16 protein-coding genes are annotated in these 23,506 nt (G+C 72.3%); 2 read left to right on the forward strand and 14 right to left on the reverse strand.

The genetic code is table 11. From position 1 onward, the window contains the following. Positions 1-21: 21 nt before the first annotated feature. The 9 genes from ACQPZG_RS10420 to ACQPZG_RS10460 all read right to left on the reverse strand — a co-directional run bounded on the left by ACQPZG_RS10420 (position 22) and on the right by ACQPZG_RS10460 (position 14,001). A complete protein-coding gene (locus tag ACQPZG_RS10420) occupies positions 22-549 on the reverse strand; it encodes a hypothetical protein (protein ID WP_433545529.1) in 528 nt (175 codons plus the stop codon). Further along, positions 546-1,241: a hypothetical protein gene (locus ACQPZG_RS10425; RefSeq protein WP_433545530.1), complete on the reverse strand. Its 696-nt coding sequence runs from the start codon at positions 1,239-1,241 to the stop codon at positions 546-548. Before ACQPZG_RS10425 ends, ACQPZG_RS10420 begins: the two co-directional genes overlap by 4 nt. 54 nt (positions 1,242-1,295) lie before the next feature. Beyond that, positions 1,296-3,803 carry a Tox-REase-5 domain-containing protein gene (locus ACQPZG_RS10430; protein WP_433545531.1) on the reverse strand — a complete coding sequence of 836 codons (2,508 nt, stop codon included), beginning with the start codon at positions 3,801-3,803 and terminating at the stop codon, positions 1,296-1,298. A 215-nt stretch (positions 3,804-4,018) separates the two neighbouring features. Then, positions 4,019-5,614, reverse strand: coding sequence for a phosphoglycerate dehydrogenase (gene serA, locus ACQPZG_RS10435; RefSeq protein WP_433545532.1), 1,596 nt, complete (start codon positions 5,612-5,614; stop codon positions 4,019-4,021). A 250-nt stretch (positions 5,615-5,864) separates the two neighbouring features. Next, positions 5,865-6,866 (reverse strand): ketol-acid reductoisomerase, encoded by a 1,002-nt coding sequence (ilvC, locus tag ACQPZG_RS10440; RefSeq protein WP_433545533.1) that lies wholly within the window; start codon positions 6,864-6,866, stop codon positions 5,865-5,867. A gap of 94 nt (positions 6,867-6,960) precedes the next feature. Beyond that, positions 6,961-7,488: an acetolactate synthase small subunit gene (gene ilvN / locus ACQPZG_RS10445; RefSeq protein WP_185034274.1), complete on the reverse strand. Its 528-nt coding sequence runs from the start codon at positions 7,486-7,488 to the stop codon at positions 6,961-6,963. Positions 7,489-7,517: 29 nt separating this feature from the next. After that, positions 7,518-9,365: an acetolactate synthase large subunit gene (locus ACQPZG_RS10450; RefSeq protein ID WP_433545534.1), complete on the reverse strand. Its 1,848-nt coding sequence runs from the start codon at positions 9,363-9,365 to the stop codon at positions 7,518-7,520. Between the two features lie 249 nt (positions 9,366-9,614). Further along, on the reverse strand, positions 9,615-12,680 hold the full coding sequence (locus ACQPZG_RS10455; protein WP_433549343.1) for an EAL domain-containing protein: 3,066 nt from the start codon (positions 12,678-12,680) through the stop codon (positions 9,615-9,617). Between the two features lie 343 nt (positions 12,681-13,023). Next, positions 13,024-14,001 (reverse strand): 2-hydroxyacid dehydrogenase, encoded by a 978-nt coding sequence (locus ACQPZG_RS10460; protein ID WP_433545535.1) that lies wholly within the window; start codon positions 13,999-14,001, stop codon positions 13,024-13,026. 90 nt (positions 14,002-14,091) lie between these two features. Between ACQPZG_RS10460 and ACQPZG_RS10465 the strand changes: the two genes are divergently transcribed. Together ACQPZG_RS10465 and ACQPZG_RS10470 are read left to right on the forward strand one after the other, a co-directional pair. Further along, complete coding sequence (locus ACQPZG_RS10465; protein WP_433545536.1) at positions 14,092-15,114, forward strand: aldo/keto reductase; 1,023 nt, start codon at positions 14,092-14,094, stop codon at positions 15,112-15,114. Positions 15,115-15,235: 121 nt separating this feature from the next. Continuing rightward, positions 15,236-16,387, forward strand: a complete 1,152-nt coding sequence (locus ACQPZG_RS10470) for a PQQ-dependent sugar dehydrogenase (RefSeq protein WP_433549344.1) — start codon at positions 15,236-15,238, stop codon at positions 16,385-16,387. Between the two features lie 79 nt (positions 16,388-16,466). Here ACQPZG_RS10470 and ACQPZG_RS10475 read toward each other — a convergent pair whose 3' ends face one another. From ACQPZG_RS10475 to ACQPZG_RS10495, 5 genes are all read right to left on the reverse strand, one after another. After that, positions 16,467-19,601, reverse strand: a complete 3,135-nt coding sequence (locus ACQPZG_RS10475; protein WP_433549345.1) for a helix-turn-helix transcriptional regulator — start codon at positions 19,599-19,601, stop codon at positions 16,467-16,469. Positions 19,602-19,661: 60 nt separating this feature from the next. After that, positions 19,662-19,823, reverse strand: a complete 162-nt coding sequence (locus ACQPZG_RS10480) for a hypothetical protein (protein ID WP_433545537.1) — start codon at positions 19,821-19,823, stop codon at positions 19,662-19,664. Between the two features lie 214 nt (positions 19,824-20,037). Next, positions 20,038-20,676 (reverse strand): hypothetical protein, encoded by a 639-nt coding sequence (locus tag ACQPZG_RS10485; RefSeq protein WP_433545538.1) that lies wholly within the window; start codon positions 20,674-20,676, stop codon positions 20,038-20,040. 35 nt (positions 20,677-20,711) lie between these two features. Next, positions 20,712-21,284, reverse strand: coding sequence for a GNAT family N-acetyltransferase (locus tag ACQPZG_RS10490; RefSeq protein ID WP_433545539.1), 573 nt, complete (start codon positions 21,282-21,284; stop codon positions 20,712-20,714). Between the two features lie 71 nt (positions 21,285-21,355). After that, positions 21,356-23,458, reverse strand: coding sequence for a phosphocholine-specific phospholipase C (locus ACQPZG_RS10495; RefSeq protein WP_433545540.1), 2,103 nt, complete (start codon positions 23,456-23,458; stop codon positions 21,356-21,358). Positions 23,459-23,506: the final 48 nt, after the last annotated feature.

Here is a 23,506-nt window from a genome sequence, read left to right on the forward strand (position 1 = left end):
GGGGTCCGCCAGGCGTCCGCTTCAGTCCTCCAGCTCTTCGATCGGCCGGTCGGTCACCACGGCGATCAGGAAGAACGGGCAGTCGCCGTCGATCTGGTTGACGGAGAGAGCCACCCAGCGGTCCGCGTCACCTCCGGGCGGACGTACCGGACCCCAGACGTGCAGGGTTCCCAACGCGTCCAGATCGCGCAGCTGTCCGTAGAGCGGCGGCAGGGCCGGGTCGCCCTCCGTCCACCAGACGGCCACGCGGTTGTCGATGTCCCGGTGGGCGCCCCAGCGGGCGTCCAGCTGCTCCACCAGCACGTCGCCGTGCCCGTACGCCCGCTCCTGTGCCTCCTCCCACTCCTTCTCGTACACCCCTTGCAGGTCCTCGCCCGACCAGAGTTCGGCGATCGCGTACCCCTCGCCCCGCACCGACAGGGTCTCCCCGGTGTGGGGCAGGCTGTCGTACTCCGGCGGCCCGCTCGCCGGGACCTCCCCGGCGAGCAGGACGTCGATCTCGGCGAGGGCGCGAGCGGCCTCGAAGGTCTCGCCTCCGCGTGCGTTCACAGGGTGCTCCGGTCCATGGGAGTGGGCAGCGGCTGGAGGGCCCCCGACTCGCGCAGGCGCAGATGAGCGGCGAGCAGGGCGTCGTGGTCGCCCGGCGCGGCGATGTCCAGCAGCACTCCGCCGGTGGGCAGTTGCGTGCGTACGGCCTTGAGGTCGTCCGGAACGCGGGCGGCACGGGCCGGGGAGAGGTAGGTGAGCCAACCCGCGGCGGGATCACCGGTCTCGTAGTCGGCGTGGTCCTCCAGCAGGTCGAAGACGTCGTCGTCGAGGACGTTGCCCGTGTCCGGGTCCCACAGCTCGGCGACCGCGGCCAGTAGTTCACTTTCCGGGACTGCGGCGTCGTCGGGCGACCTGACGGTGATGACCATCGAGTTGGACACGTACTCGCTCTCCTGGCCCACCAGGCCGTACAGGTCCAGCTTCCAGCCTGCGGGGCCCGTGACGACGAGGAACAGCCCGCCGTCGTCCTCCCACCCCTCCCGGAGCGCCGCGTCCAGCGCTGCGGGGGTCGGCGTGAGCGGAACGGCCGACCCGTCGCGGACGCGCTGCCAGGTCCAGAGAGCACCGGAACCCGGCGGCCGCACCTGTGGAAGAAGGACGGCCACGCGGCCCAGCGTGGCTTCCCAGCGCGCCGCCTGCTCCTCGAAGCTCTCCGCACGAGGGCCCCAGAAGACCCGCACCAATCGTTCCATCTGCTCCTCGTTTCCCTGGAGGTGGCCCTGCCGTCGTGGGCCAAGGTAGCCGGGTCAGTCGAACGCACCGGGCTTCCGGGCGCTCTGGGTCGGGTCCTTCGGCTGGGAGACGACCTTGATCTGTTTCAGTCCTGCTCCTCTGAACGCCTTCCTGGCCGCTTCCGCGACCTCGGCGTTGGAGAAGTGCCACTCCACGGTGCGGCCTCCTGCTGCCTTGACCTGAGCGGTCGCCTCCTTCAGGAACTTCTCCCTCCCGGAGTCCGTGAGCTTGTCCCGCCCCGCGGTCAGGTAGCTGTCGTAGCCGTTCTTGGCCTCCAGGTAGGTCTGCCGCGAGGAGTCCCAGCCGTCGTACTCGACCGGTTTCTTGCCCTTTTCAGGATGCGGGACGACGTACTCGTTGCCCCGGGTCTTGCCGGTCACCTGTTCCTGATAGCGGAGCCAGGACTCGTTGCCCCAGTTCGGGACGGGATTGCGGTCACGGCCGGCCCAGTAGCCGTCGCCCTTGTCCGCGTCTCCGAGCTTCGGGGTGTCGAGGTCCTTGGCCCAGTCGGGCTTCTCGTAGTTGCGCGGGTCGCTGGTGTCACCGCGCTTCGGCTCGGGGTACGCCTGCTTGTCCTTGAGCGCCTTGGCCGCCCGCGCCGGCTCCTCCGCACGCTTCTTGGCCACCCACGCGTCCCGCTCCGCCTTGCGGGCCGCCTCCGCCTCGGCCTTGGCGGTCTTGTCGCAGCCGTCGGCGGCGAGGTAGCGGATCCCGGGGGCGCGACCTGCCGCGATCAGCCCCGTACCGGAGCCGCGCACACCACCGAGGCCGGGGGCCCCACCGAAGCCCGGACCGCTCGCGATCGGGCACCCCGCGCTGCGGGCCCGGTCCTCCGCGAGGTCCGCCGCCTCGTCCGCCTCCTTGGCGGCCCTACGGGCTCCCTCGACGTCCCCCGCGTCCGCGGCCCTGCGCGCGCGGGTCGCCGCATCGCCCGCCTTGTCGGCCGCCTCCGCCGCCTCGGCGACTCCCTTGGCCGCCTTGCCCAGGTGGGAGAACTTGCCGACCACCTTGGCGACGTCGTAGCCGGGGATGAAGAGCGACCCGACGTTCCAGACGACGTCGGTGACGGCGCGGGTCTTCTCGCCGTTGTTCCAGCGCCGGCGTACCTCGTCACCGACGAAGAGGTCGTCGCCGACTCGGAAGGCGGTGTTCCAGGACGCCTTCCCCCAGTCCCCGATCGCGCCGAAGTAGTCGCCGTCGCCCCACTTGCCGGCCGCGTCCTTGGAGTCCTGGAGCCACTGACCGCCGAGCTGCTCGCCGTACTCCCCGATGCCCTCCCAGGTCTCGCCCTTGAAGAGGTCGACGAATCCGGTGACGTCTCCCCAGACGCCGTCCACCACGACGCCCTTGAAGACCTGGGTGACGCGGTCGCCGGCACAGCCGAAGAAGCCCCAGCCGGAGCAGTCCTCCTTCTCCTCGGCCTCGGCGTCGTCCTTCTTCTCCTGCTGCGGAGGCTCCTCGGCCTCCTCGCCCGGTGCGGGCATGTCGTCGTACTCGGCCTCGGGCTCCGGGCCCGCGTTGATCTGCGTGTCGCCCGGGTTCCCGACGCCGCCGGTTCCACCGGGCCCACCCTCACCCGCCGTACCCCCGGCGCCACCCGCTCCCCCGGCACCGCCCGCCCCGCCGTCCGCACCGCCCGCCCCGCCGTCGGCACCTCCGGCTCCTCCCGCACCGCCGACCGCGGCCCCACCGGCCGCACCACCGGCACCAGCGACACCACCAGCTCCACCGGCCGCACCACCGGCACCGTCAGCACCACCAGTCGCACCACCCGCACCGTCCGCCCCGCCGGCACCCTTGCCCGCCGGTCCCCCGGCTCCCCCGTCCGTCCCGCCCGTCGGCGGCTCCGCCGCCCCTTGCTCGCCGCCGCCCCCGCAGTCCGTCCCGCCCGTGATCGAGCAGACCGCCTGCCCGAGTCCCTCCGCGATACGGCCGCCGAACCCGGACAGGGTCAGCGCCAGCACGATTCCCGCGAGGATCACGACGAGACCGGCGTACTCGACCGTGGACTGCCCCCGGTCCCGGCGCCAGGTGATCATCCGGGGCAGTGAGAAGCGCCAGTCCCAGCGGCGGGCGGGCGGCGCGGGCCGGTCCGGGCGGTCGAACCACTTCCGGCTCTCCGCCCGCGTCAGCAGCCACAGCACCACCAGCGGCACCAGTAACTGGCTGAAGCCCCGCAGGGATCCGCCGGCGATGCTGCCGATGCCCCCGAGGACCAGCCAGACCTGTACGCCGAGCAGCCCGCCCCACACCCGCCGCCCGCCGGTCTGCAACCGCCGCGAGAGCAGGTACCCGGCGACGCCGGGCGCGGCCCCGTAGAGCACGAGACCGAGCACCCCGGCGAACGGCCCGTCCGCCGCGAGCGCGGACCCGAGCAGACCGAGTCCGCCCAGCACGGTGACCGCGAAGAGGAGGAGGACCAGGGCCCGGACCGCGACCAGCGACCCGGGCAACGGCGGCCGGGGCACCCGTCCGGGACGCGCCGGGACCGGTCCCGCGGGTATGCCACCGACCGCAGACATGCACCACCCCAACTGCCGTACTCCGCCCACGTTCTGCGTACGGAGGAGCGGCTCACGCTAGGGCGGTGCGGGGTGGGCGTCATGGGCCCCTGGGCCCCACCCCGGGCCCAAGATCGGCGGGGCGGACGGCCACGCACCGCACCCCCGCCCCGGACGCCTGTGCGGGACAGACGGTCAGGGCGGGGGTGCGGGGGATCCCGGGGTCGGCGGGCGCGCTAGTCCGCCAGGTTGACGGAGCGGGCCGAGGCCGCGCCGATCTCCGCGGCCAGTTCGGTGAGCACCGTCTGCGGGACGGTGTCGTCCACGGTCAGCACGGCGAGCGCCTCGCCGCCGGCGTCGGCGCGGGCGACCTGCATGCCCGCGATGTTGAGGCCGGCCTCGCCCAGCACCCGGCCGACGGTGCCGACGACACCGGGACGGTCCTGGTAGCGCAGTACGACCATGTGGTCGGCGAGGGCCAGGTCGACGTCGTAAGCGCCGATGGCGACGATCTTCTTAAGGTTCTTCGGGCCGGCCAGGGTGCCGGAGACGGAGACCTCCTCGCCGCCGGTGAGCGTGCCCCGTACCGTCACCACGTTGCGGTGCTCGGGGGACTCGCTGCTGGTGGTGAGGCGGACCTCTACGCCACGCTCCTGGGCGAAGAGCGGCGCGTTGACGTAGGAGACGGTCTCGTCGACGACGTCCTCGAACACGCCCTTGAGCGCGGAGAGTTCGAGCACCTTCACGTCGTGCTGGGTGATCTCGCCGTACACCTCGACGTCGAGCCGGGCAGCGACCTCACCCGCGAGCGCGGTGAAGATCCGGCCGAGCTTCTCGGCGAGCGGCAGGCCGGGCCGTACGTCCTCGGCGATGATGCCGCCCTGGACGTTGACCGCGTCGGGGACCAGCTCGCCGGCGAGCGCCAGCCGTACCGACCTGGCGACGGAGACGCCCGCCTTCTCCTGGGCCTCGTCGGTCGAAGCGCCCAGGTGAGGGGTGCACACGACCTGGTCGAGCTCGAAGAGCGGGGAGTCCGTGCAGGGCTCCTTCGCGTACACGTCGAGGCCCGCCCCGGCGACGCGGCCCTCCTTGAGCGCCGAGTACAGCGCGGCCTCGTCGACGATCCCGCCGCGCGCGGCGTTGACGATGCGGACGGCCGGCTTGACCTTGTGCAGGGCCTCGTCGCCGATGAGCCCCAGGGTCTCGGGGGTCTTGGGGAGGTGCACGGTGATGAAGTCGGAGACTTCGAGCAGCTCGTCGAGGGTGAGGACCTTGACGCCCATCTGGGCGGCGCGGGCGGGCTGCACGTACGGGTCGTAGGCGACGACCTTCATGCCGAACGCGGACATGCGCTGCGCGACCAGCGCGCCGATGCGGCCGAGGCCGACGACGCCGAGGGTCTTCTCGGCCAGCTCGACGCCGCTGTACTTCGAGCGCTTCCACTCGCCGTTCTTCAGGGCGGAGTTGGCCTGCGGGATGTTGCGGGCCGTGGCGAGGATGAGGCCGCAGGCGAGTTCGGCGGCGGTGACGATGTTGGAGGTCGGCGCGTTGACGACCATGACGCCGGATTTGGTGGCGGCGGAGACGTCGACGTTGTCGAGGCCGACGCCGGCACGGGCGACGACCCGCAGTTTCTTGGCGGCGGCGATGGCCTCCGCGTCGACCTTGGTCGCCGAGCGGACGAGGATCGCGTCCACGTCGGCGATGGCGGGCAGGAGTTCGTCGCGGTCGGCCCCGTTGCAGTGCCGGATCTCGAAGTCCGGCCCGAGGGCGTCGACGGTGGCGGGCGACAGCTCTTCAGCGATGAGTACGACAGGCTTGGCAGTGCTCACGTGAGTCCTCACTGGTCCTTTGCGGACGGCCGTCCCGACGGCCGCAGGCGTGGAGGGGGCTAGCCGCGTGGAAGACGCACGACGCTGTGGGCCTGACGCGTGTATTGGTTCAGAAGTGTAGTGGTGCGGGCGCCCGCATTCTCCGCCCGCGCGCAACGATCACCCGTCCGTGAAGGGACGGGGTGCCCGCAGCGGCGGGAGCGGGGCGGGGGCCGCGCGCTCCCGCGCCGCGGCCCCCACCCCTCGGGGCTTACGCCTCTTCGTCGTTGACCCAGCTCATGAGCTTGCGGAGCTCCTTGCCCGTGGTCTCCAGCAGGTGGTCCTCGTCGGCCTTCTTGTACTCGGAGTACTTCTTGAGGCCGCCGTGGTACTCGTCCATCCACTGCTTGGCGAAGGTGCCGTCCTGGATCTCGGTCAGGACCTTCTTCATCTCGGCCTTGGTGTCGGCGGTGATGATGCGGGGACCGGTGACGTAGTCGCCCCACTCGGCGGTCTCGGAGACCGACCAGCGCATCTTCTCCAGGCCGCCCTCGTACATCAGGTCGACGATGAGCTTCAGCTCGTGGAGGCACTCGAAGTAGGCGATCTCCGGCTGGTAACCGGCCTCGGTCAGCGTCTCGAAACCGGCCTTGACCAGGGCGGCGGTGCCACCGCAGAGGACGGCCTGCTCGCCGAAGAGGTCGGTCTCGGTCTCTTCGGTGAAGGTCGTTTTGATGACGCCGGCGCGGGTGCCGCCGATCGCCTTCGCGTACGAGAGGGCCAGCTCGAAGCCCTTGCCGGTGGCGTCCTGCTCGACGGCGGCGATGCAGGGAACGCCGCGGCCCTCCTCGTACTGGCGGCGGACCAGGTGGCCCGGACCCTTCGGGGCGACCATGGCGACGTCGACGCCGGCCGGCGGCTTGATGAAGCCGAAGCGGATGTTCAGGCCGTGGCCGAAGAAGAGGGCGTCGCCGTCCTTGAGGTTGTCCTTGACGGACTCCTCGTAGACCTGGGCCTGGATCGGGTCCGGGACGAGGATCATGATGACGTCGGCCTCGGCGGACGCCTCCGCCGGGGTGACGACGCGCAGGCCCTGCTCCTCGGCCTTGGCCTTGGACTTGGAGCCCTCGTGCAGACCGACGCGCACGTCGACGCCGGAGTCACGGAGCGACAGCGCGTGGGCGTGGCCCTGGCTGCCGTAACCGAGAACCGCGACCTTGCGGCCCTGGATGACGGAAAGGTCTGCGTCGGCGTCGTAGAACAGCTCGGCCACTGGGTTTCTCCTATGTGTGCGGGTTGTGCGACCCACCGTACGGCGGGCTTCGGAAGGGAGGTCTTCGGGTCTCGGTATCCGAGAGGCCGGGGGTTTACGCGGAGCGGTCGAGGGCGCGCAGCGAGCGGTCCGTGATGGACCGTGCACCGCGCCCTATGGCGATCGTCCCGGACTGGACGAGCTCCTTGATGCCGTACTGCTCCAGCATCTTGAGCATCGCTTCGAGCTTGTCGGCGCCGCCCGTGGCCTCGATGGTCACCGCGTCGGGCGACACGTCGACGGTCTTGGCGCGGAACAGCTGGACGATCTCGGTGACCTGGGAGCGGGTCTCGTTGTCGGCTCGGACCTTCACCAGGACGAGTTCGCGCTGGATCGCGGCGGCGGGTTCCAGCTCGACGATCTTCAGGACGTTGACGAGCTTGTTGAGCTGCTTGGTCACCTGCTCCAGCGGCAGCGCCTCGATCACGTTGACCACGATGGTGATGCGCGAGATCTCGGGGTGCTCGGTGGTGCCGACGGCGAGGGAGTCGATGTTGAATCCGCGCCGGGAGAAGAGGGCGGTGATCCGGGCGAGGACGCCGGGCTTGTTCTCCACCAGGACGGAGAGCGTGTGCTTGGACATGAGGCTGTTTCTCTCTCTGCTCTCTCGGCTCACTCTTCGTTGTCGCCGAAGTCGGGGCGGACTCCCCGGGCGGCCATGACCTCGTCGTTGGACGTGCCGGCGGCGACCATCGGCCACACCATGGCGTCCTCGTGGACGATGAAGTCGATGACCACGGGGCGGTCGTTGACGGCGTTGGCCTCCTCGATGCACTTGTCGAGGTCCTCGGGACGCTCGCAGCGGATCGCGTAGCAGCCCATCGCCTCGGACAGCTTGACGAAGTCCGGGACGCGGGTGCCCTTGGCCTCGTTGCCCTCGCAGTCCTGGCCGCTGTGCAGCACGGTGTTGGAGTAGCGCTGGTTGTAGAACAGGGTCTGCCACTGACGGACCATGCCGAGGGCGCCGTTGTTGATGATGGCGACCTTGATCGGGATGTTGTTCAGGGCGCAGGTGGTGAGTTCCTGGTTGGTCATCTGGAAGCAGCCGTCGCCGTCGATCGCCCAGACCGTACGGTCCGGCATGCCGGCTTTGGCGCCCATCGCGGCCGGGACCGCGTAGCCCATCGTTCCGGCGCCGCCGGAGTTGAGCCAGGTGGCGGGCTGCTCGTACTGGATGAAGTGCGAGGCCCACATCTGGTGCTGGCCGACGCCCGCCGCGAAGATCGTGCCCTCGGGGGCGAGTCGGCCGACGCGCTCGATGACCTGCTGCGGGGAGAGCTGGCCGTTGTCGGGGAGGTCGTAGCCGAGCGGGTAGGTGTCCCGCCAGCGGCTCAGGTCCTTCCACCAGGCGCTGTAGTCGCCTCTGTTGCCTTCCGTGTGCTCGGCCTGGACGGCCTGCACCAGATCGGCGATGACCTCGCGGGCGTCTCCGACGATCGGGACGTCGGCGGCGCGGTTCTTGCCGATCTCGGCCGGGTCGATGTCGGCGTGGACGATCTTCGCGTACGGGGCGAAGCTGTCCAGTTTGCCGGTGACGCGGTCGTCGAAGCGGGCGCCGAGGGCGACGATCAGGTCGGCCTTCTGGAGCGCGGTGACGGCGGTGACCGCACCGTGCATGCCCGGCATTCCGACGTGCAGCGGGTGGCTGTCGGGGAATGCGCCGAGCGCCATCAGCGTGGTGGTGACGGGCGCTCCGGTGAGCTCTGCGAGGACCTTCAGTTCGGCGGTGGCCCGCGCCTTGAGGACGCCTCCGCCGACGTACAGGACGGGCCGCTTGGCGGCGGCCATCAGCTTGGCGGCCTCGCGGATCTGCTTGGCGTGCGGCTTGGTGACGGGCCGGTAGCCGGGCAGGTCGTTGGCGGGCGGCCAGGAGAAGGTGGTCTGCGCCTGGAGGGCGTCCTTGGCGATGTCGACGAGGACGGGGCCCGGCCGGCCGGTGGAGGCGATGTGGAACGCCTCGGCGATGGTGCGCGGGATGTCGGCCGGGTCGGTGACCAGGAAGTTGTGCTTCGTGATCGGCATCGTGATGCCGCAGATGTCCGCCTCCTGGAAGGCGTCCGTGCCGATGGCCTTGGAGGCGACCTGCCCGGTGATCGCGACGAGCGGCACGGAGTCCATGTGGGCGTCGGCGATCGGGGTGACGAGGTTGGTGGCGCCGGGGCCCGAGGTCGCCATGCAGACGCCGACCTTGCCGGTGGCCTGGGCGTAGCCGGTGGCCGCGTGGCCCGCGCCCTGCTCGTGGCGGACCAGGACGTGGCGGACCCGGGTGGAGTCCATCATCGGGTCGTACGCCGGAAGGATCGCGCCGCCCGGAATGCCGAACACCGTGTCGGCCCCGACCTCTTCGAGCGACCGGATGAGGGACTTGGCGCCCGTCACGTGCTCGACGGGGCTGCTCTGGGGTCCGCTGTTTCGGGGTCGGGGCTGCGGATGGTGGGCCCCGGTGGCCTGCTCGGTCATCGGCGTTCTCTTCTCGAAGCTGAGGGTGTGAGCTGAGGGTGGGAGACGAGTCTTTTGAGAGGTTTCGGGCGGCGGTTCGGGCGGCACAGGTGCAACAAAAAACCCCCCGTGCCGTCAGGCAAGCGAGGGGAGCGCGTCGGGGCGGGACAAGCAGGTTCAGCGGTGAACCGTGCTTCAGCCGACGCGCTTTCCAAGTACGAGAATTCGGGTGCGCATGGCATTGACCCTCCCTCCGGCGCACGGGGTGTGTCAAGTGGGTGGGACGGACGTCTCAGTATTTGAGCGCAATGGCGGATGTGTGAACGAGTCCACCGAGGACGCTCCGGCATGCCGTACGGGAAGCGGGCCGCCGCTCAGGACCGGCAGCGGAGCCCCCTTGCCGAGGCCCGCTCCGCCGGGCACCCGGAGCCCGCCGAGCCCGCCAGGACCCCCGGGTGCGCCCGGGGCGCCGGACACACCCGGAGCGCCGGGGACCGGGTAGGCGCCGCGCACCAGGGCGCGACGCAGCCGGTACTCGTCCAGCGGGCCGGAGAAGGCCATGCCCTGTCCGTGCGTGCACCCCATCGCCCGCAGTGCGGTCACCTGTTCGGGGAGGTCCACGCCGTCCGCGACGGACTGCATCCCGAGGTCGTCGGCGATGCGCAGCAGACCGCTGGTGATCTTGTACAGCCGGGCCGATTCCACCACTCCTTCCACGAGGCTCCGGTCGAGCTTCAGTACGTCGACGGGCAGTCGGCGCAGCGCGTGCATGGCTCCGTGCCCGTTGCCGAAGCCGTCGAGGGCGATCCGTACGCCGAGCCGGCGCAGCGCGGACAGGCGCTGTTCCAGGTCGTCGAAGGAGACCCGGGGGTCGCTGTCGGCGATCTCGATGACCAGGGCGCCGCAGGGCAGTCCGTGCCGGGTGAGGAGGGCTTCGACGGAGCCCAGCGGCAGCGACCGGTCGACGAGGCGGCGGGCGGGGAGACGGACGGAGACCGGGACGGGGTGCCCGGCCCGGTTGCGTTCGGCTGCCTGCTCCACGGCTTCCTGGAGCAGCCAGCGGCCGAGTTCGGCGGTGCGGTCGCTGTCGTCGGCGACGCGGAGGAACTCGGCCGGGGTGAAGAGGATGCCCTGCGCCGAGCGCCAGCGGGCCTGTGCGGCGACGGCGGCGACCCGTCCGGTGGCGAGGCTGACGACGGGCTGGTGCAGGAGTGCGAACTCGCCGTCGTGCAGTGCGGAGCGCAGGCGCGTGGCGAGTTCCGTGCGCCGCACCACCTCGGCCTGCATCTGCGGGGCGTACAGCTCGACGCGGTCCTTGCCGCCCGCCTTGGCGCGGTACATGGCGAGGTCCGCGTTGCGCATGAGGTCGGTGGGGGTGATGCCGGGCTCGGCGAAGGCGACGCCGATGGAGGCGGCGACCCGGACATCGTTGCCGTCCACCTTGTACGGCTGGGAGAGCATGAGCCGCAGCCGGTCGGCGATCTCGCGGACCTGGTGCTCGCGGGCCGTCTGGTCGCGGGTGCCGTCGCCGAGGATGAGCGCGGCGAACTCGTCGCCGCCGAGCCGGGCGGCGGTGTCCCCGATCCGTACCGAGTCCTGGAGCCGGTGGGCCGCCTGGATCAGCAGCTCGTCACCGGCCTGATGACCCAATCGGTCGTTCACCGCCTTGAAGCCGTCGAGGTCGATGAACAGGACGGCGGTGCCGGGGTCGGTGGCCCGGCGTCCGGTCAGCGCCTGCCGCACCCGTTGGGTGAACAGGGCCCGGTTGGGGAGGTCGGTGAGCGGGTCGTGCTCGGCGTTGTGCTGCAACTGGGCCTGGAGCCGGACGCGTTCGGTGACGTCGCGGCTGTTGAAGATGAGGCCGCCCTGGTGCCGGTTGACGGTGGACTCGACGTTGAGCCAGTCCCCCGAACCGGACTTGAAGCGGCATTCGATGCGGGTGGTGGGCTCTTCCACGGGTGAGGCGGCGAGGAAGCGCCGCACCTCGTGGACGACGGAGCCGAGGTCTTCGGGATGGATGATCGACGCCAGCTCGGAGCCGACGAGTTCCTCCGCGTCGCGTCCGTAGACGCCGTTGGCGGCGGGACTGACGTAGCGCAGTATCCCCGTGGGGGCGGCGATCATGATCACGTCGCTGGAGCCCTGGACCAGGGAGCGGAAGTGGCTCTCCTTCTGGGCGAGCTCCTGGGTGAGGGAGATGTTGTCGACGAGCATGATGCCCTGGCGGACCACCAGGGCCAGTACGACCGTGCAGGCCGTGAAGAGGACCACCCGGTCGAGCCGGTGGCCGTCCATGACGTTGTAGAGGATGCCCAGGACGCAGACGGCGGCCGCGAGGTAGGGGGTGAGCGCGGCGAGCGAACCGGCGATCGGGCGGCTGAGGTTGCCGCGCACGGCCCGCGCGTGCGGGGTGCGGGCGGTGTGCGGGCCGTGCGCACGCGGGTGGCCGTGCCCACGCCCCGGGCCGTGGGCCGGCCCGTGCGGCGGCGGCTCGGACCACCGCGGGGCGGTCCTGCGCACCCCCCACGGGGCGTACGCGAGGAGCAGCGACCCGGCGAACCAGCCCGCGTCGAGGATCTGCCCGGAGTGGTAGTTCTCGCGCAGCAGTGGCGAGGTGAACAGGGCGTCGCACAGCACGGTCATCGCGAGGGCCGCGATCGCCGTGTTGATGGCGGTCCGGTTGGCGGAGGAGCGCCGGAAGTGCAGCGCCAGGACCATGCTGACGAGCGCGATGTCCAGGAGCGGGTACGCCAGCGAGAGCGCCGCGTGCGCCGTGTTCGCACCCTTGAGGTCCGCGGTGTGCGCGAGTGCCAGGCTCCAGGAGAGCGTCAGCAGGGAGCCCGCGATCAGCCAGGCGTCGAGCGCCAGGCAGATCCAGCCGGCCCGGGTGACGGGCCGTTTGGCGAGCACGAGCAGGCCGATGATGGCGGGCGGCCCGAAGCAGAGGAAGAAGAAGTCGGCGAGCGAGGGGGCCGGCACCGGGCGCCTGAGCACCACCTCGTACCAGCCCCACACCGCGTTCCCGCCGGCCGCCATCAGGGAGGAGAGCGCGAACAGCAGCCAGGCGGGGCGGAAGCGGCTCTCCCTGGAGCGCGCGTACAGGAGACAGGAGACGGCGGCGACCAGGGCGGCGGCGGCGAGGCCGAAGTCGCCCATGATCAGCGCCAGTTCCGGCGAGCCCCAGCCGAGTGCCGAGCCGGCGGCATATCCTCCGCAGAGCACGGCGAGCCCGAGCTGGGTCAGCAGACTGAAACCGGCGCCGCCCCCGTCCACGCCGCCGTCCGGGCCGGTCCTGTCGCCGCTGCCCGTTCCTTCGGGCGCGGGGGGGTGGGCCATCAAGGCTCCGGGGGTGCTCACCGGGCCTCCCTGGACGGGGGTTTCGGGCGGCACCTCTGCCGGTGGCTCCGCCGCGTCGGATCGTCTCTCCATCGGCCGTGCATCGTCCGTCGCCCCCCTTGCCCTGTCCGTCGTGCTCCCCGGCGCCGTGGGTGTGGTCCACGGCGCGGCCCCTAGGTCGGGACGATACACCAGTCTCGTCACTCAGGGACATAGTCCCTCTACGCTCCGTAACTACCTGCGGCGTTGCGGAAACCGGGTGCGCCCGGACGACTCCGGAGAGTGTTCGAAGGAAGGGTTTCCCGGCATTCGGGAGCCGTCCGGCGGCGGGGTTCGCGGGGGTTCAGTCGACGGTCTGGACGATGTTGTCGAGCGGCTCACCGGCGGCGTACCGCGTCAGCTGGGCGGCCAGCAGACGCTTGGCGCGCGGCATGAACGCGGAGGTGCTGCCGCCCACGTGCGGACTGATCAGGACGCCCGGCGCGTGCCACAGCGGGTGGCCGGGCGGCAACGGCTCGGGGTCGGTGACGTCGAGCGCGGCCCGCAGCCGCCCCGCCTGAAGTTCCACGAGGAGGGCCTTGGTGTCGACGACGGGCCCGCGCGAGACGTTCACGAGCAGCGCGCCGTCCCTCATCCGTCCCAGGAAGGCGGCGTCGGCCATGCCGGTCGTGGCGTCGGTGAGCGGGGTGGACAGGATCACCACGTCCGCGTCCGGCAGCAGCGCCGGCAGCTCGGTGAACGCGTGCACGTCGCCGCGCGCGGTGGTGCGTGCCGAGCGCGCCACCCGCGCCACCCGCGCGCACTCGAAGGGGGCGAGCCGGTCCTCGATGGCCGCGCCGATGGACCCGTACCCGACGATCAGTACGGACTTGTCGGCCAGTGCCGGGTAGAACCCCGACCGCCACTCCTCCTTCCGCTGTCCCTCCACGAAGCCGGGGATGCCGCGCAGCGAGGCCAGGACGAGCGCGAGGGTCAGCTCCGCGGTGCTGGCCTCGTGCACCCCGCGGGCGTTGCACAGCCGTACGCCCGAGTGCAGGCCGGCCCGCAGGCCGCCCTGGACGTGGTCGACGCCGGCGGAGAGGGTCTGCACGGCCCGCAGGCGGCTCATCAGCGGCAGGGGCCGCATCGCGATCTCGGGTCCCTTCATGTACGGGACGACGTAGAAGGCACAGTCCGCGGGGTCGGCCGGGTAGTCCTGGAGGCCGTCCCAGACACGGTAGGTGAGGCCGGAGGCGGCGGCGTCGGGGAGACCGCCTATCCCGGCGGGTTCCATGGGCAGCCACACGTCGGCGGCAGGCTTGCGGCTCATGTCGTTCGTCATGCTCAGGAGGCTATGCGAACTGCCCTGACCAGCAACGGTTAGTTTGGGGAGGTGCGGTCGGGGGGTGCAGACGGAGGGGTACGGGCCAACGTGGAGCGCAGGACAATCGGGGCAACGGCGCTCGAAGTGGGTGCGATCGGGCTCGGCTGCATGCCGATGAGCTGGGCCTACACCGGCTCGCAGCAGCGCGGCGAGGAGTCGGTGCGCGCCCTGCACGCGGCGCTCGACCGGGGCACGAACCTGCTCGACACCGCCGACATGTACGGTCCGTTCACCAACGAGCTGTTGCTGGGACGGGTGTTGCGCCGGCGGCGGGCGGATGCCTTCGTGTCGACGAAGGTCGGATTGCTCGTCGGGGATCAGCACGTCGTCGCCAACGGCCGCCCCGCGTACGTGCGGCGGGCCTGCGACGCCTCGCTCCGCCGCCTCCAGACGGACGTGATCGACCTCTACCAGCTGCACCGGGCCGACCCCGAGGTCCCCATCGAGGAGACCTGGGGGGCGATGGCGGATCTCGTACGGGCGGGCAAGGTGCGGGCGTTGGGGCTGTGCGCGGTGGGCGCACGGGCGTCCCGGCGGTCGGGCACGGGTGTCGGGAGGCCGGTTGTCGGCGGACTGCACGACGGAACGATCCGCCAACTGGACCGGGTGCAGCAGGTCTTTCCCGTGAGCGCGGTGCAGGCCGAGCTCTCGGTCTGGTCGCCCGAGGCGCTGGAACGGCTCCTGCCGTGGTGCGAGGCGCGCGGCGTCGGCCTGCTGGCCGCGATGCCGCTGGGCAACGGCTACCTGACCGGGACGCTGACGACGGGCGGGGGTTTCGAGCCGGACGACGTGCGGGCCCGGCACCCGCGTTTCACCGCCGAGATGATGGCCGCGAACCAGCCGGTGGTCGCGGGCCTGCGACGGGTGGCCCGACGGCACGGGCCGGAGGTGAGCCCGGCGCAGGTGGCGCTGGCGTGGGTGCTGTCGCGGGGGCGGGGGGTGATTCCGGTGCCGGGGACCAAGAGGGAGAAGTGGGTGCGGGAGAACGCGGGGGCGTCGGATCTGGTGCTGACGGAGGGGGACTTGGCGGAGATCGCGGGGCTGCCGGGGGCGCGTGGGTCGTGGGACTGAGGGGGCGGGGTCCGGGGCCGCGGGGGTGTTCGGGGGCGTTGCGCGCGGTGGTGGCGGGGTGGGGTTGTAGGAGCATGGGGGTCCGCTGAGTGGAAGGAATCCCATCGTGCGACATCCCCAGATGGTGGCCGGTGTCACGGCCGGAGCGCTCCTGTGCCTGGCCGCGTGTTCCGGCCAGGGCCCCGGCGGCGGCGCCGCGTCCCCCGGCACGAGCACGAGTTCCGCGTCCGGGCCCGCATCCGGCCCCGCCACCCCCGCCTCCCCCTCCGGTCCCCCCGCCCGGGGCTCCGCCACCGTGACCGGCACGCTCGCCGAGGGCCTCAAGTCCCCCTGGGGCGTGGCCGCGTTGCCCGACGGCGACCTCCTGGTCTCGTCCCGCGACGAGACCACCCTCACCCGGGTCGACGCCGAGACGGGCAAGCTCACCCCGGTGGGCAGGGTCGGCGGGGCGTCCCCGGGCGGGGAGGGCGGCCTGATGGGGCTCGCGCTGTCCCCGTCGTACGCGAAGGACCAGCAGGTCTACGCGTACTTCACCACCGCGTCGGACAACCGCATCGCCCGCATGCGCTACGACGACAAGCGCCCGCCCGGCCAGCAGCTCGGCGCCCCGGACACGGTGTTCAAGGGCATCCCCAAGGGGGTGACGCACAACGGCGGGCGGATCGCGTTCGGCCCCGACAAGATGTTGTACGCGGGGACCGGCGAGACCGGCGAACGCGGCCTCTCGCAGGACCCGAAGTCGCTCGCCGGGAAGATCCTGCGGATGACGCCCGACGGGCAGCCCGTGCACGGCAACCCGTCCGCGGATTCGGTCGTGTACTCCTTGGGCCACCGCAATGTCCAGGGTCTCGCCTGGGACGCCGACCGCCGGCTCTGGGCGGCCGAGTTCGGCCAGGACACCTGGGACGAGCTGAACCTGATCGAGCCGGGCCGGAACTACGGGTGGCCGACGGTGGAGGGCAAGGGCGGCAAGGAGGGGTTCGTCGACCCGGTCGCCCAGTGGAGGACGTCCGAGGCCTCACCGAGCGGGATCGCGTTCGCCGAGGGGTCGGTGTGGGTGGCCGGGCTGCGCGGCGAACGGCTGTGGCGGGTGCCGCTGGCCGGCGCGAAGCCGGTCGCCGAACCGCAGGCCTTCCTCACGGAGAAGCACGGGCGGCTGCGCACGGTCCTCGCCGTCGGCGGCGACCAGCTCCTCCTCGTCACCAGCGAGACGGACTCGCGGGGGACGCCGGAACCGGGCGACGACCGGATCCTGAAGGTCACCGTCAAGTAGCCGGCACCTTCGCCCGGCCGCCGACCCGGCCGGGTCGGCGGCTGCTCGCCCGTGCCGGCGCCCTCCCCGGACGAGCCCCTCACCTAGTCGCCGACTCCTCCTTGAACAGGTCGAGCCGGTGGGCGAGGGCCGCCGCCTCGCCCCGCCCGGTCACCTCCAGCTTCGCGAGGATGTTGGAGACGTGGACGCTCGCGGTCTTGGGCGAGATGTACAGCTCTTCGGCGATCTGCCGGTTGCTGCGGCCCGCGGCGACCAGCCGCAGTACGTCGCGCTCGCGCGGGGTGAGCCGGAAGGCCGGGGTCCGTGCGCCGGCGGTCTCGTGCGTGAGGGCGGGGGCCGACGCCGTCCGGGTACGTCGGGCGAGGGCCGTGACCTGCTCGGCGAGCGGCCTGGCCCCCAGGTGGCCGGCGACCGCCCCGGCGAGGCGGAGCAGCTCGGCGGCCCGGTCCCGGTCGGCGGCCCGTGCGCCCGCCACGAGGAGGGAGTGCGCCCAGCGCAGCCGGACGCGCGCCAGGTCGTACGGACGCTCCAGCGCCTCGAAGGCGGTGACGGCCTCCGCCCAGTCGGCGGGGGTGTCGGTGCCCTCCGCGCGCCGGAGTTCGCCCCGCACCCACAGCTCGTGCGCGCGCCACAGGGGCACCCCGGTGGCCAGCCGCTTCGCGTGGGAGCGGATCAGGGCCAGGGCTTCGGAACGGCCGGGGTCCGCGGCGGGCACGGTTCGCGCGTCGGCCTCCGCGGTGGCGGCTTCGAGGAGGACCGGCCAGGCGAAGCGGTGGGTGCCGAGCCGGAAGCCGCCGTCGGCGGCGCGGGCGAATTCGGCACGCACGTCGAGGATGCGGCCCTCGTGGGCGGCGAGCGCGAGGGCGATGCGGTGCAGCGGCAGCATGTGCTGGGGCATCACGTCGTACGGGCCGAAGCAGTTCGTCGCGACGGTCAACCGCTCGGCGGCGAAAGCGAAATCGCCGGTGCCGAGGGCGAGTTCCGCTTGCCGGACGGCGACAAGGCCGCGCGGCCGGGCGCTGGGGGCGGCACCCTCGGCGAGTGTGCAGATCGCCGCTACGTCGCTCCAGCGGCCGAGCGCGAAGAAGGACTCCGCCTGGTTGCCGAGCACCCAGTGCTCGGCGTCGGCGAAGCCGTGCGCGCGGGCGTACGCCACTCCTTCGGCACAGATCTCGGCGGCCTCCCGGGACCGGCCGACGGCCTCCAGGTGGGAGGGGAGGTTGGTGTAGCAGCGATTGACGACGGTGATCAGGTTGAGCTCGCGGGCGCGGTCGCGCACCGCCCGCAGGTCGGCCAGCCCGGCCTCGACGTCACCGGAGTCGATCATCAGGCCGCCGAGGGTGATGCGGGCGTTGAGCTCGGTGTCCTCGGCGCCGACCATCCGCGCGTACGAGACGGCCTGCTCGGCGATCGTGATGGCTTCGGGGCCCGGCTCGTACAGCATCTGCCAGCCCGCGACCTGGGCGAGGATGTCGGCGTGCACGGCGGACGGCGGCAGCCCGCGCACCAGCTCCTGGGCGGTGGCGAGCTCGGCGCGCCCGTCGCCCCTGGCGAGTCCGAGCACCACCTTGGAGCGCTGGATCCAGAACCAGGCGGCGCGCAGGGCGTCGGCCTCCGAGCGCTCGGGTCCCGACTCCTCGTCCAGGAGGCGCAGGGCGCGCTTGGCGAGCTTGAGGGCGCGTTCGCGTTCGCCGCCGAGGCGGGCGGCCACGGCGGCCTCGGCCATCAGGTCGAGGTAGCGCAGCGGGGTGGTGGCCGGGTCGCAGCCGCACGGCGGGTAGACCTCGGCGAAGTCGATGGGCCGCAGCTGCGCCCGCACCTCCTGCGGTACGTCCTCCCACAGCTCCAATGCCCGCTCCAGCAGGCTGAGTTGCTCGACCCTGGCGTGCCGCTTGCGGGCCTCGACGGCGGCGACGAGCACGGCGGGCAGCGCCTTGGCGGGGTCGTGGGCGGCGTACCAGTAGCTCGCGAGCCGGGTGGAGCGCTCGCCGCTCCGCACGAGCGAGGGGTCGGCCTCCAGTGCCTGGGCGAAGCGCCGGTTGAGCCGTGACCGCTCCCCCGGCAGCAGGTCGTCGCTGACCGCCTCCCGTACGAGGGAGTGCCGGAAGCGGTAGCTGTCGCCGTCCGGGGCGACCTGGAGGAGGTTGGCGCCGACTGCGGCGCGCAGCGCCCCGAGCAGCTCGTCCTCGTCGAGCCCCGCGACGGCCAGCAGCAGCCGGTACTCGACGGTGGAGCCGCCTTCCGCGACGACCCGCACCACCTTCTGCGCGTCCTCGGGCAGCGCCTCGACCCGCACGAGGAGGAGGTCGCGCAGGGAGTCGGTGAGGCCGGTGCGGCAGCCGGCGCACATCGACACGGCCAGCTCCTCGACGAAGAAGGCGTTGCCGTCGGACCGACCGAACACCTCGTCCACGACCGCGGGTTGGGGTACGGAGGCGAGGATCCCGGCCAGTTGGCGGTCGACCTCGTCGCGGGTGAACCGGGGCAGGTCGATGCGCCGGACGGTGCGCAGCCGGTCGAGTTCGGCGAGGAGGGGCCGCAGCGGATGGCGGCGGTGGATGTCGTCCGCGCGGTAGGTGGCGAGAACGAGGAGACGGCCGGTGCGCAGGGTCCGGAAGAGGTAGGCGAGGAGGTTGCGGGTGGAGGCGTCGGCCCAGTGCAGGTCCTCCAGGACGAGGACGACGGTCCGGTCGGCGGCCAGTCGTTCCAGCAGCCGGACGGCCAGCTCGAACAGGCGGGCGGTGGCGTCCTCGGCGGGGGCCGCGGTACGGGTCGGGTGCGGGACGTAGCCGGGTGCCTCGTACAACTCGGGAAGCAGTCGGGCCAGTTCGTCCTCCTGTCCGGCGGCGGCAGTGGCCAGCTCGTCGGGAAGGAGCCGGTGCAGGGCGCGCAGGGCGGCGGAGAAGGGGGCGAAGGGGAGGCCCTCGGCGCCGATCTCCACGCAGGCGCCGAGGGCGACGACGGGGGCAGGGGTGAGGGCGGCGGCGCTGTCTTCGGCGTGGCCGTGGTCGCGCTCGGACCGGTCGTCGCCGTGGAGTGTGCCGAGGAACTCCTCCACGAGCCGCGTCTTGCCGACCCCCGCCTCTCCGCCGAGCAGCAACGCCTGTGGCTCGCCCGCGGTGGCGCGGGCGAGCGCATCGGTGAGCGTGCTCAGTTCGCCGGTACGGCCGACGAACACGGGACTGACAGACCTGGTCTCCACGACGCCGAGCATCGCACAGGGCTTCGACGCGGGCTCACCCTTTGTCCGCATGGCGGGCACGGGTGCGACCCGTCAGGCGGCGCGGGTGAAGTGGCTCCGGTACGAACTCCCTTGTCGGCTCGGGTTCTTGTGGTTCCTGCGCTCCTTCCGGAGAGCCTGCCGGGCGAGCCGCACGCGGGCGGCCTGCTCGATGAGTTCGGCGCTGCGGTTCTGGTGGATCTCGTACTCGAACATCTGGGGCTCCTGGGCGTTGCGTGGGTCCTGCTCGACAAGGCCGGTGCGCCTTGCGATGCCTCAACTCTCGCTTCCCAGGGGGTGCCGGCACATCGGGAAGGTGCCGGGGGTGCGCGGGTCGTACGGGGCTTAGGGGCGGGGGTGAGGTGGGGGCTTAGGGGCGGGTCGGGGCCTTAGGACCGCGCCGCCGCCGCCAAGGCCCCGACCGACCGCCCTATCCCTGTGCCACCGGGGGCGTCGGCATCGGTGCGAACAGGTCGAAGTACAGCCCCGCCGAGATCACCAGGCCCAGAATGCCCAGCACCACACCACCCCAGGCGGCCACCCGCATCCACGTCGGACGCGGCACCGCCCCGGCCGCGGCACGTGAGGCGGACGTCCGCAGCGCCAGCAGCGCCCCCACTCCCGCGAGCACGGCCAGCAGCGCGAAGCCGCCGTTGACCAGGGCGGTCATGTGCCAGGCGTTGCCGTAGAGGCCGTCGATCTGGGCGCCGGGGGCACTGCCCTGGGTGAGGTGGAGCTGGCCGTCCAGGGTTTCGCGCTCGGCGAGGACCCTGCTGGGCCAGCCGCCGACGAGGGCGACCAGGCCGAGCCCGCCGGAGACGACCCCCGCGACGCCCGCGGCCGTCCCGGTGGATCCCGGGCGGGCGGCCTCTTCCCCGGGCCCGGCTCCCACCGGTTCCTCCCCGGCGGGCGTCTGCTTCGCGTCGTCCGCGCCGTCGGACTCGTCCGCGGCCCCGGCGTCGGCGGCGGTGTGCGCCCCGGCCGTGGCAGCCGTGGTCTCCGGCGGCGTCTCGTTCTCGTTCTCGGTGTCGTTCGCGGGCACGGTCTCAGTACGGGTGGTGGCCTTCATGCGCCGCACGCTAGGGGCCGCGTCTGAGAGACCCCTTAACGAGCCGCTTCGGCCGCCCGGTGGGCCCGCCACTCGGGCGCGAGCACGGACCACATCTCCTCGTCCCGGCGGGCCCCCCGGTAGAGGTACGCCTCCCGCAGCACCCCGTCCTTGCGCATGCCGAGCCGCTTGGCGACGTTGATGCTCGCGGTGTTCTCGGCGTCGGCGATCCACTCGACGCGGTGGATGCCCCGCACATCCACCGCCCAGTCGATCAGCACCCCGCACGCCCGGGTGACCAGCCCGCGTCCGGCGGCGGTCGGTTCCAGCCAGCAGCCGAGTTCGCAGGTGCCCGCGGCCGCGTCGAAGAGCCGGAACATGACGCCGCCGACGAGCGTCCCGTCGAGCCGGATGCCGAGGATCCGGCCCGCGTCGGCGGCGGCCTTGTCCGCGTACCGCTGGAGGAAGGCCCGCGCGGCCGGGAGGTCCTTGTTGGCGTCCGGCAGACCGACGTACTGCCCGATGTACTCCCGGCCCCGGTCGACGTGGGCCAGGAACTCCTCCGCCTGCCACGGTTCCAGCGGCCCCAGCACCGCCGAGCCGTCGCCGTTGAGGTCTGTGCCGAACATCCCGCTCTCCCTTGCCGGTGGTGCCCACTCAGGTGACGGGATCTTCGCACAGCCGTCCGACGGCTCCCGCCTCACCCCGAGACGCTGGCCCGCCCGTTCTCGATGTGCCCCATCAGGCGCCGCCGGAAGCCCGGTTCGGCGTCGACGGTGACCGCCAGGTCGTACCAGCCGTGCGCGTCGGCCGCCGAGTGGACGACGCGCCGGCTGCGCCCCGGCCGTACCGTGACGCGGCGGGGGTGCCGCACGTCGAGGTCCTCCTCGTCGGCGTACGCGAGCGGCTGCACCGTGAAGGTGACCGGCCGCCGCCCCCGGTTGGTGAGGGTCAGGTGCAGGTCCCGGTCGCGTGCCTCGATCCGGCTGGTCAGCTCCGCGGTCCCGGTCGCGGCGCCCGCGAACTCGCGCCGGAAGCCGTTCGGCCCGGTGACGGTGAAGCGGTACGCGTCCCCGGCCAGCGGCACGGTCCACGTCTCCTCGTCCCGTACGTCCAGGTGCTGCGGCACGGCGAACTCGCCCGCGTACGGGTAGAGCGCGAAGTGCACGCTCGCGCGCCCGGAGTTCCGTGCGGACAGCCGCACGGCCTTCCCGCCGGACAGCCTCCCGTCCACGTCGGGCTGGTACGGCAGGGCCCGCGCGCGCCGCCTTCCGGGCTCCTGCACGGGCATGCGCTGCACGGCGGGCGGCACCGGACGCCACCGCCCGCTGAACGGCGGGATAGCGCCGGGCCGGTCCACGGCGGGCTGCCGGTGGGCGCGGTGGAAGTCGAAGGCGGAGGTGAGGTCGCCGGTGACCTGGCGGCGCCAGGGGGTGATGTGGGGTTCGCGGATGCCGGTCCAGCGCTCCAGGAAGCGGATCACCGAGGTGTGGTCGAAGGTCTCGGAACAGACGTAGCCGCCGACCGTCCACGGGGAGACGACCAGCATCGGGACACGGATGCCGAGCCCGGTGGGCAGGCCCTTCCAGCGCTCGTCGGTGTTGTCGGCGGGCGGTACGGGCGGCGGCACGTGGTCGAAGAAGCCGTCGTTCTCGTCGTAGTTGATGAGGACGGCGGTGTGCCGCCACACCTCGGGGTGCGAGGCCAGCGCGTCGAGGACCCGGTAGACGAGGGAGGCGCTGGCGATCGGCGAGGAGGAGCCCGGGTGCTCGGAGTCGACGGCCGAGGGCACCAGGTAGGACACGTCGGGGAGCTTCCCGGCGGCGACGTCGGCACGGAAGTTCTCGGCCAGGCTGCCGGTCTCGCCGCGTCGCAGTCCCCGCTCGAAGAGCTGCCGCTCGTGGCCGGTGAGCGTGGCGACGCCCTCCTCCAACAGGTCCAGCAACCGTGCCCGTTCGGCCGCGTCCTGCGTCCCGCGCACCTTCGCGTAGAAGCCCTCCATGAAGGTGAAGCCGCCGGTCTTCGCCAGGGCCTTGCGCGCCACGTTCTTGAAGGTGGTGAAGAACTCGGCGTTGTTGTCGGTGAAGTTCTCCCACTCCTGGTACGTCTGCCAGCTGCGGCCCGCCTTCTGGAGCCGCTCCGCGTACGTCGGCCAGGGGTAGCCGGGGTGGGTGCCTTCGGCGTACGCGGCGTTGGTGACCGCGCGGCTGCCGTCGGCCTCGTACCCCGTCCAGCCGCTCCACAGGTGGTTGCGGTTGGGGCTGGTGGAGGTGTGGATGGAGGAGTGGTAGGCGTCGCAGATGGTGAAGGTGTCGGCGAGCTCGTAGTGCAGGGGCAGGTCGCGGCGGTCGTAGTACGCCATGGTGGCGCCGGTCTTGGCGGTCACCCAGCCGTTCATCCAGCCCTGGTTCCAGGCCTTCGCGCCGCCGCCCCAGGAGTGGTCGAGGTCGCCGATGTACTGGAGGTCCTTCTTCTGCGCGTCCGCCGCGTCGCGCACCGGGAAGGGCAGGACGGTGCTCAGCGGGCCCGGCTGCTCGTACACCGGCCTGCCGCCCGGGAGTTCGATCGCGTTGCGGTCGCCGAACCCGCGCACGCCGCGCAGCGTCCCGAAGTAGTGGTCGAAGGAACGGTTCTCCTGCATGAGCACGACCACATGTTTGAGCGCCCGCAGCCCGCCCTCCGGAGGGCGTCCCGCCGCGATCGCCGCCTGCAGGGACGGCGGCAGCAGCGAGCCCGCCGCAGCGGTTCCGAGCGCCCCGCCGCCGATCGCGAAGAGCCGGCGCCGAGTGAGGTCAGTGGCCAAGGGAGCCTCCCGAGTCAGTGGTGATGCCGGGAAACTACTGAGCCCCGG

It is taken from the genome of Streptomyces sp. CA-294286, assembly GCF_050947155.1.
Lineage (GTDB): Bacteria > Actinomycetota > Actinomycetes > Streptomycetales > Streptomycetaceae > Streptomyces.

Bases quoted from the DNA above. Each gene is read 5' to 3' on its own strand.
- ACQPZG_RS10480 (WP_433545537.1), bottom strand. From the start codon at position 19,823: ATGTTCGAGTACGAGATCCACCAGAACCGCAGCGCCGAACTCATCGAG.
- ACQPZG_RS10425 (WP_433545530.1), bottom strand. From the start codon at position 1,241: ATGGAACGATTGGTGCGGGTCTTCTGGGGCCCTCGTGCGGAGAGCTTC.
- ACQPZG_RS10430 (WP_433545531.1), bottom strand. From the start codon at position 3,803: ATGTCTGCGGTCGGTGGCATACCCGCGGGACCGGTCCCGGCGCGTCCC.
- ACQPZG_RS10455 (WP_433549343.1), bottom strand. From the start codon at position 12,680: ATGGCCCACCCCCCCGCGCCCGAAGGAACGGGCAGCGGCGACAGGACC.
- ACQPZG_RS10490 (WP_433545539.1), bottom strand. From the start codon at position 21,284: ATGTTCGGCACAGACCTCAACGGCGACGGCTCGGCGGTGCTGGGGCCG.
- ACQPZG_RS10470 (WP_433549344.1), top strand. From the start codon at position 15,236: ATGGTGGCCGGTGTCACGGCCGGAGCGCTCCTGTGCCTGGCCGCGTGT.
- ACQPZG_RS10485 (WP_433545538.1), bottom strand. From the start codon at position 20,676: ATGAAGGCCACCACCCGTACTGAGACCGTGCCCGCGAACGACACCGAG.
- ACQPZG_RS10460 (WP_433545535.1), bottom strand. From the start codon at position 14,001: ATGACGAACGACATGAGCCGCAAGCCTGCCGCCGACGTGTGGCTGCCC.
- ilvN (WP_185034274.1), bottom strand. From the start codon at position 7,488: ATGTCCAAGCACACGCTCTCCGTCCTGGTGGAGAACAAGCCCGGCGTC.
- ACQPZG_RS10450 (WP_433545534.1), bottom strand. From the start codon at position 9,365: ATGACCGAGCAGGCCACCGGGGCCCACCATCCGCAGCCCCGACCCCGA.
- ACQPZG_RS10475 (WP_433549345.1), bottom strand. From the start codon at position 19,601: ATGCTCGGCGTCGTGGAGACCAGGTCTGTCAGTCCCGTGTTCGTCGGC.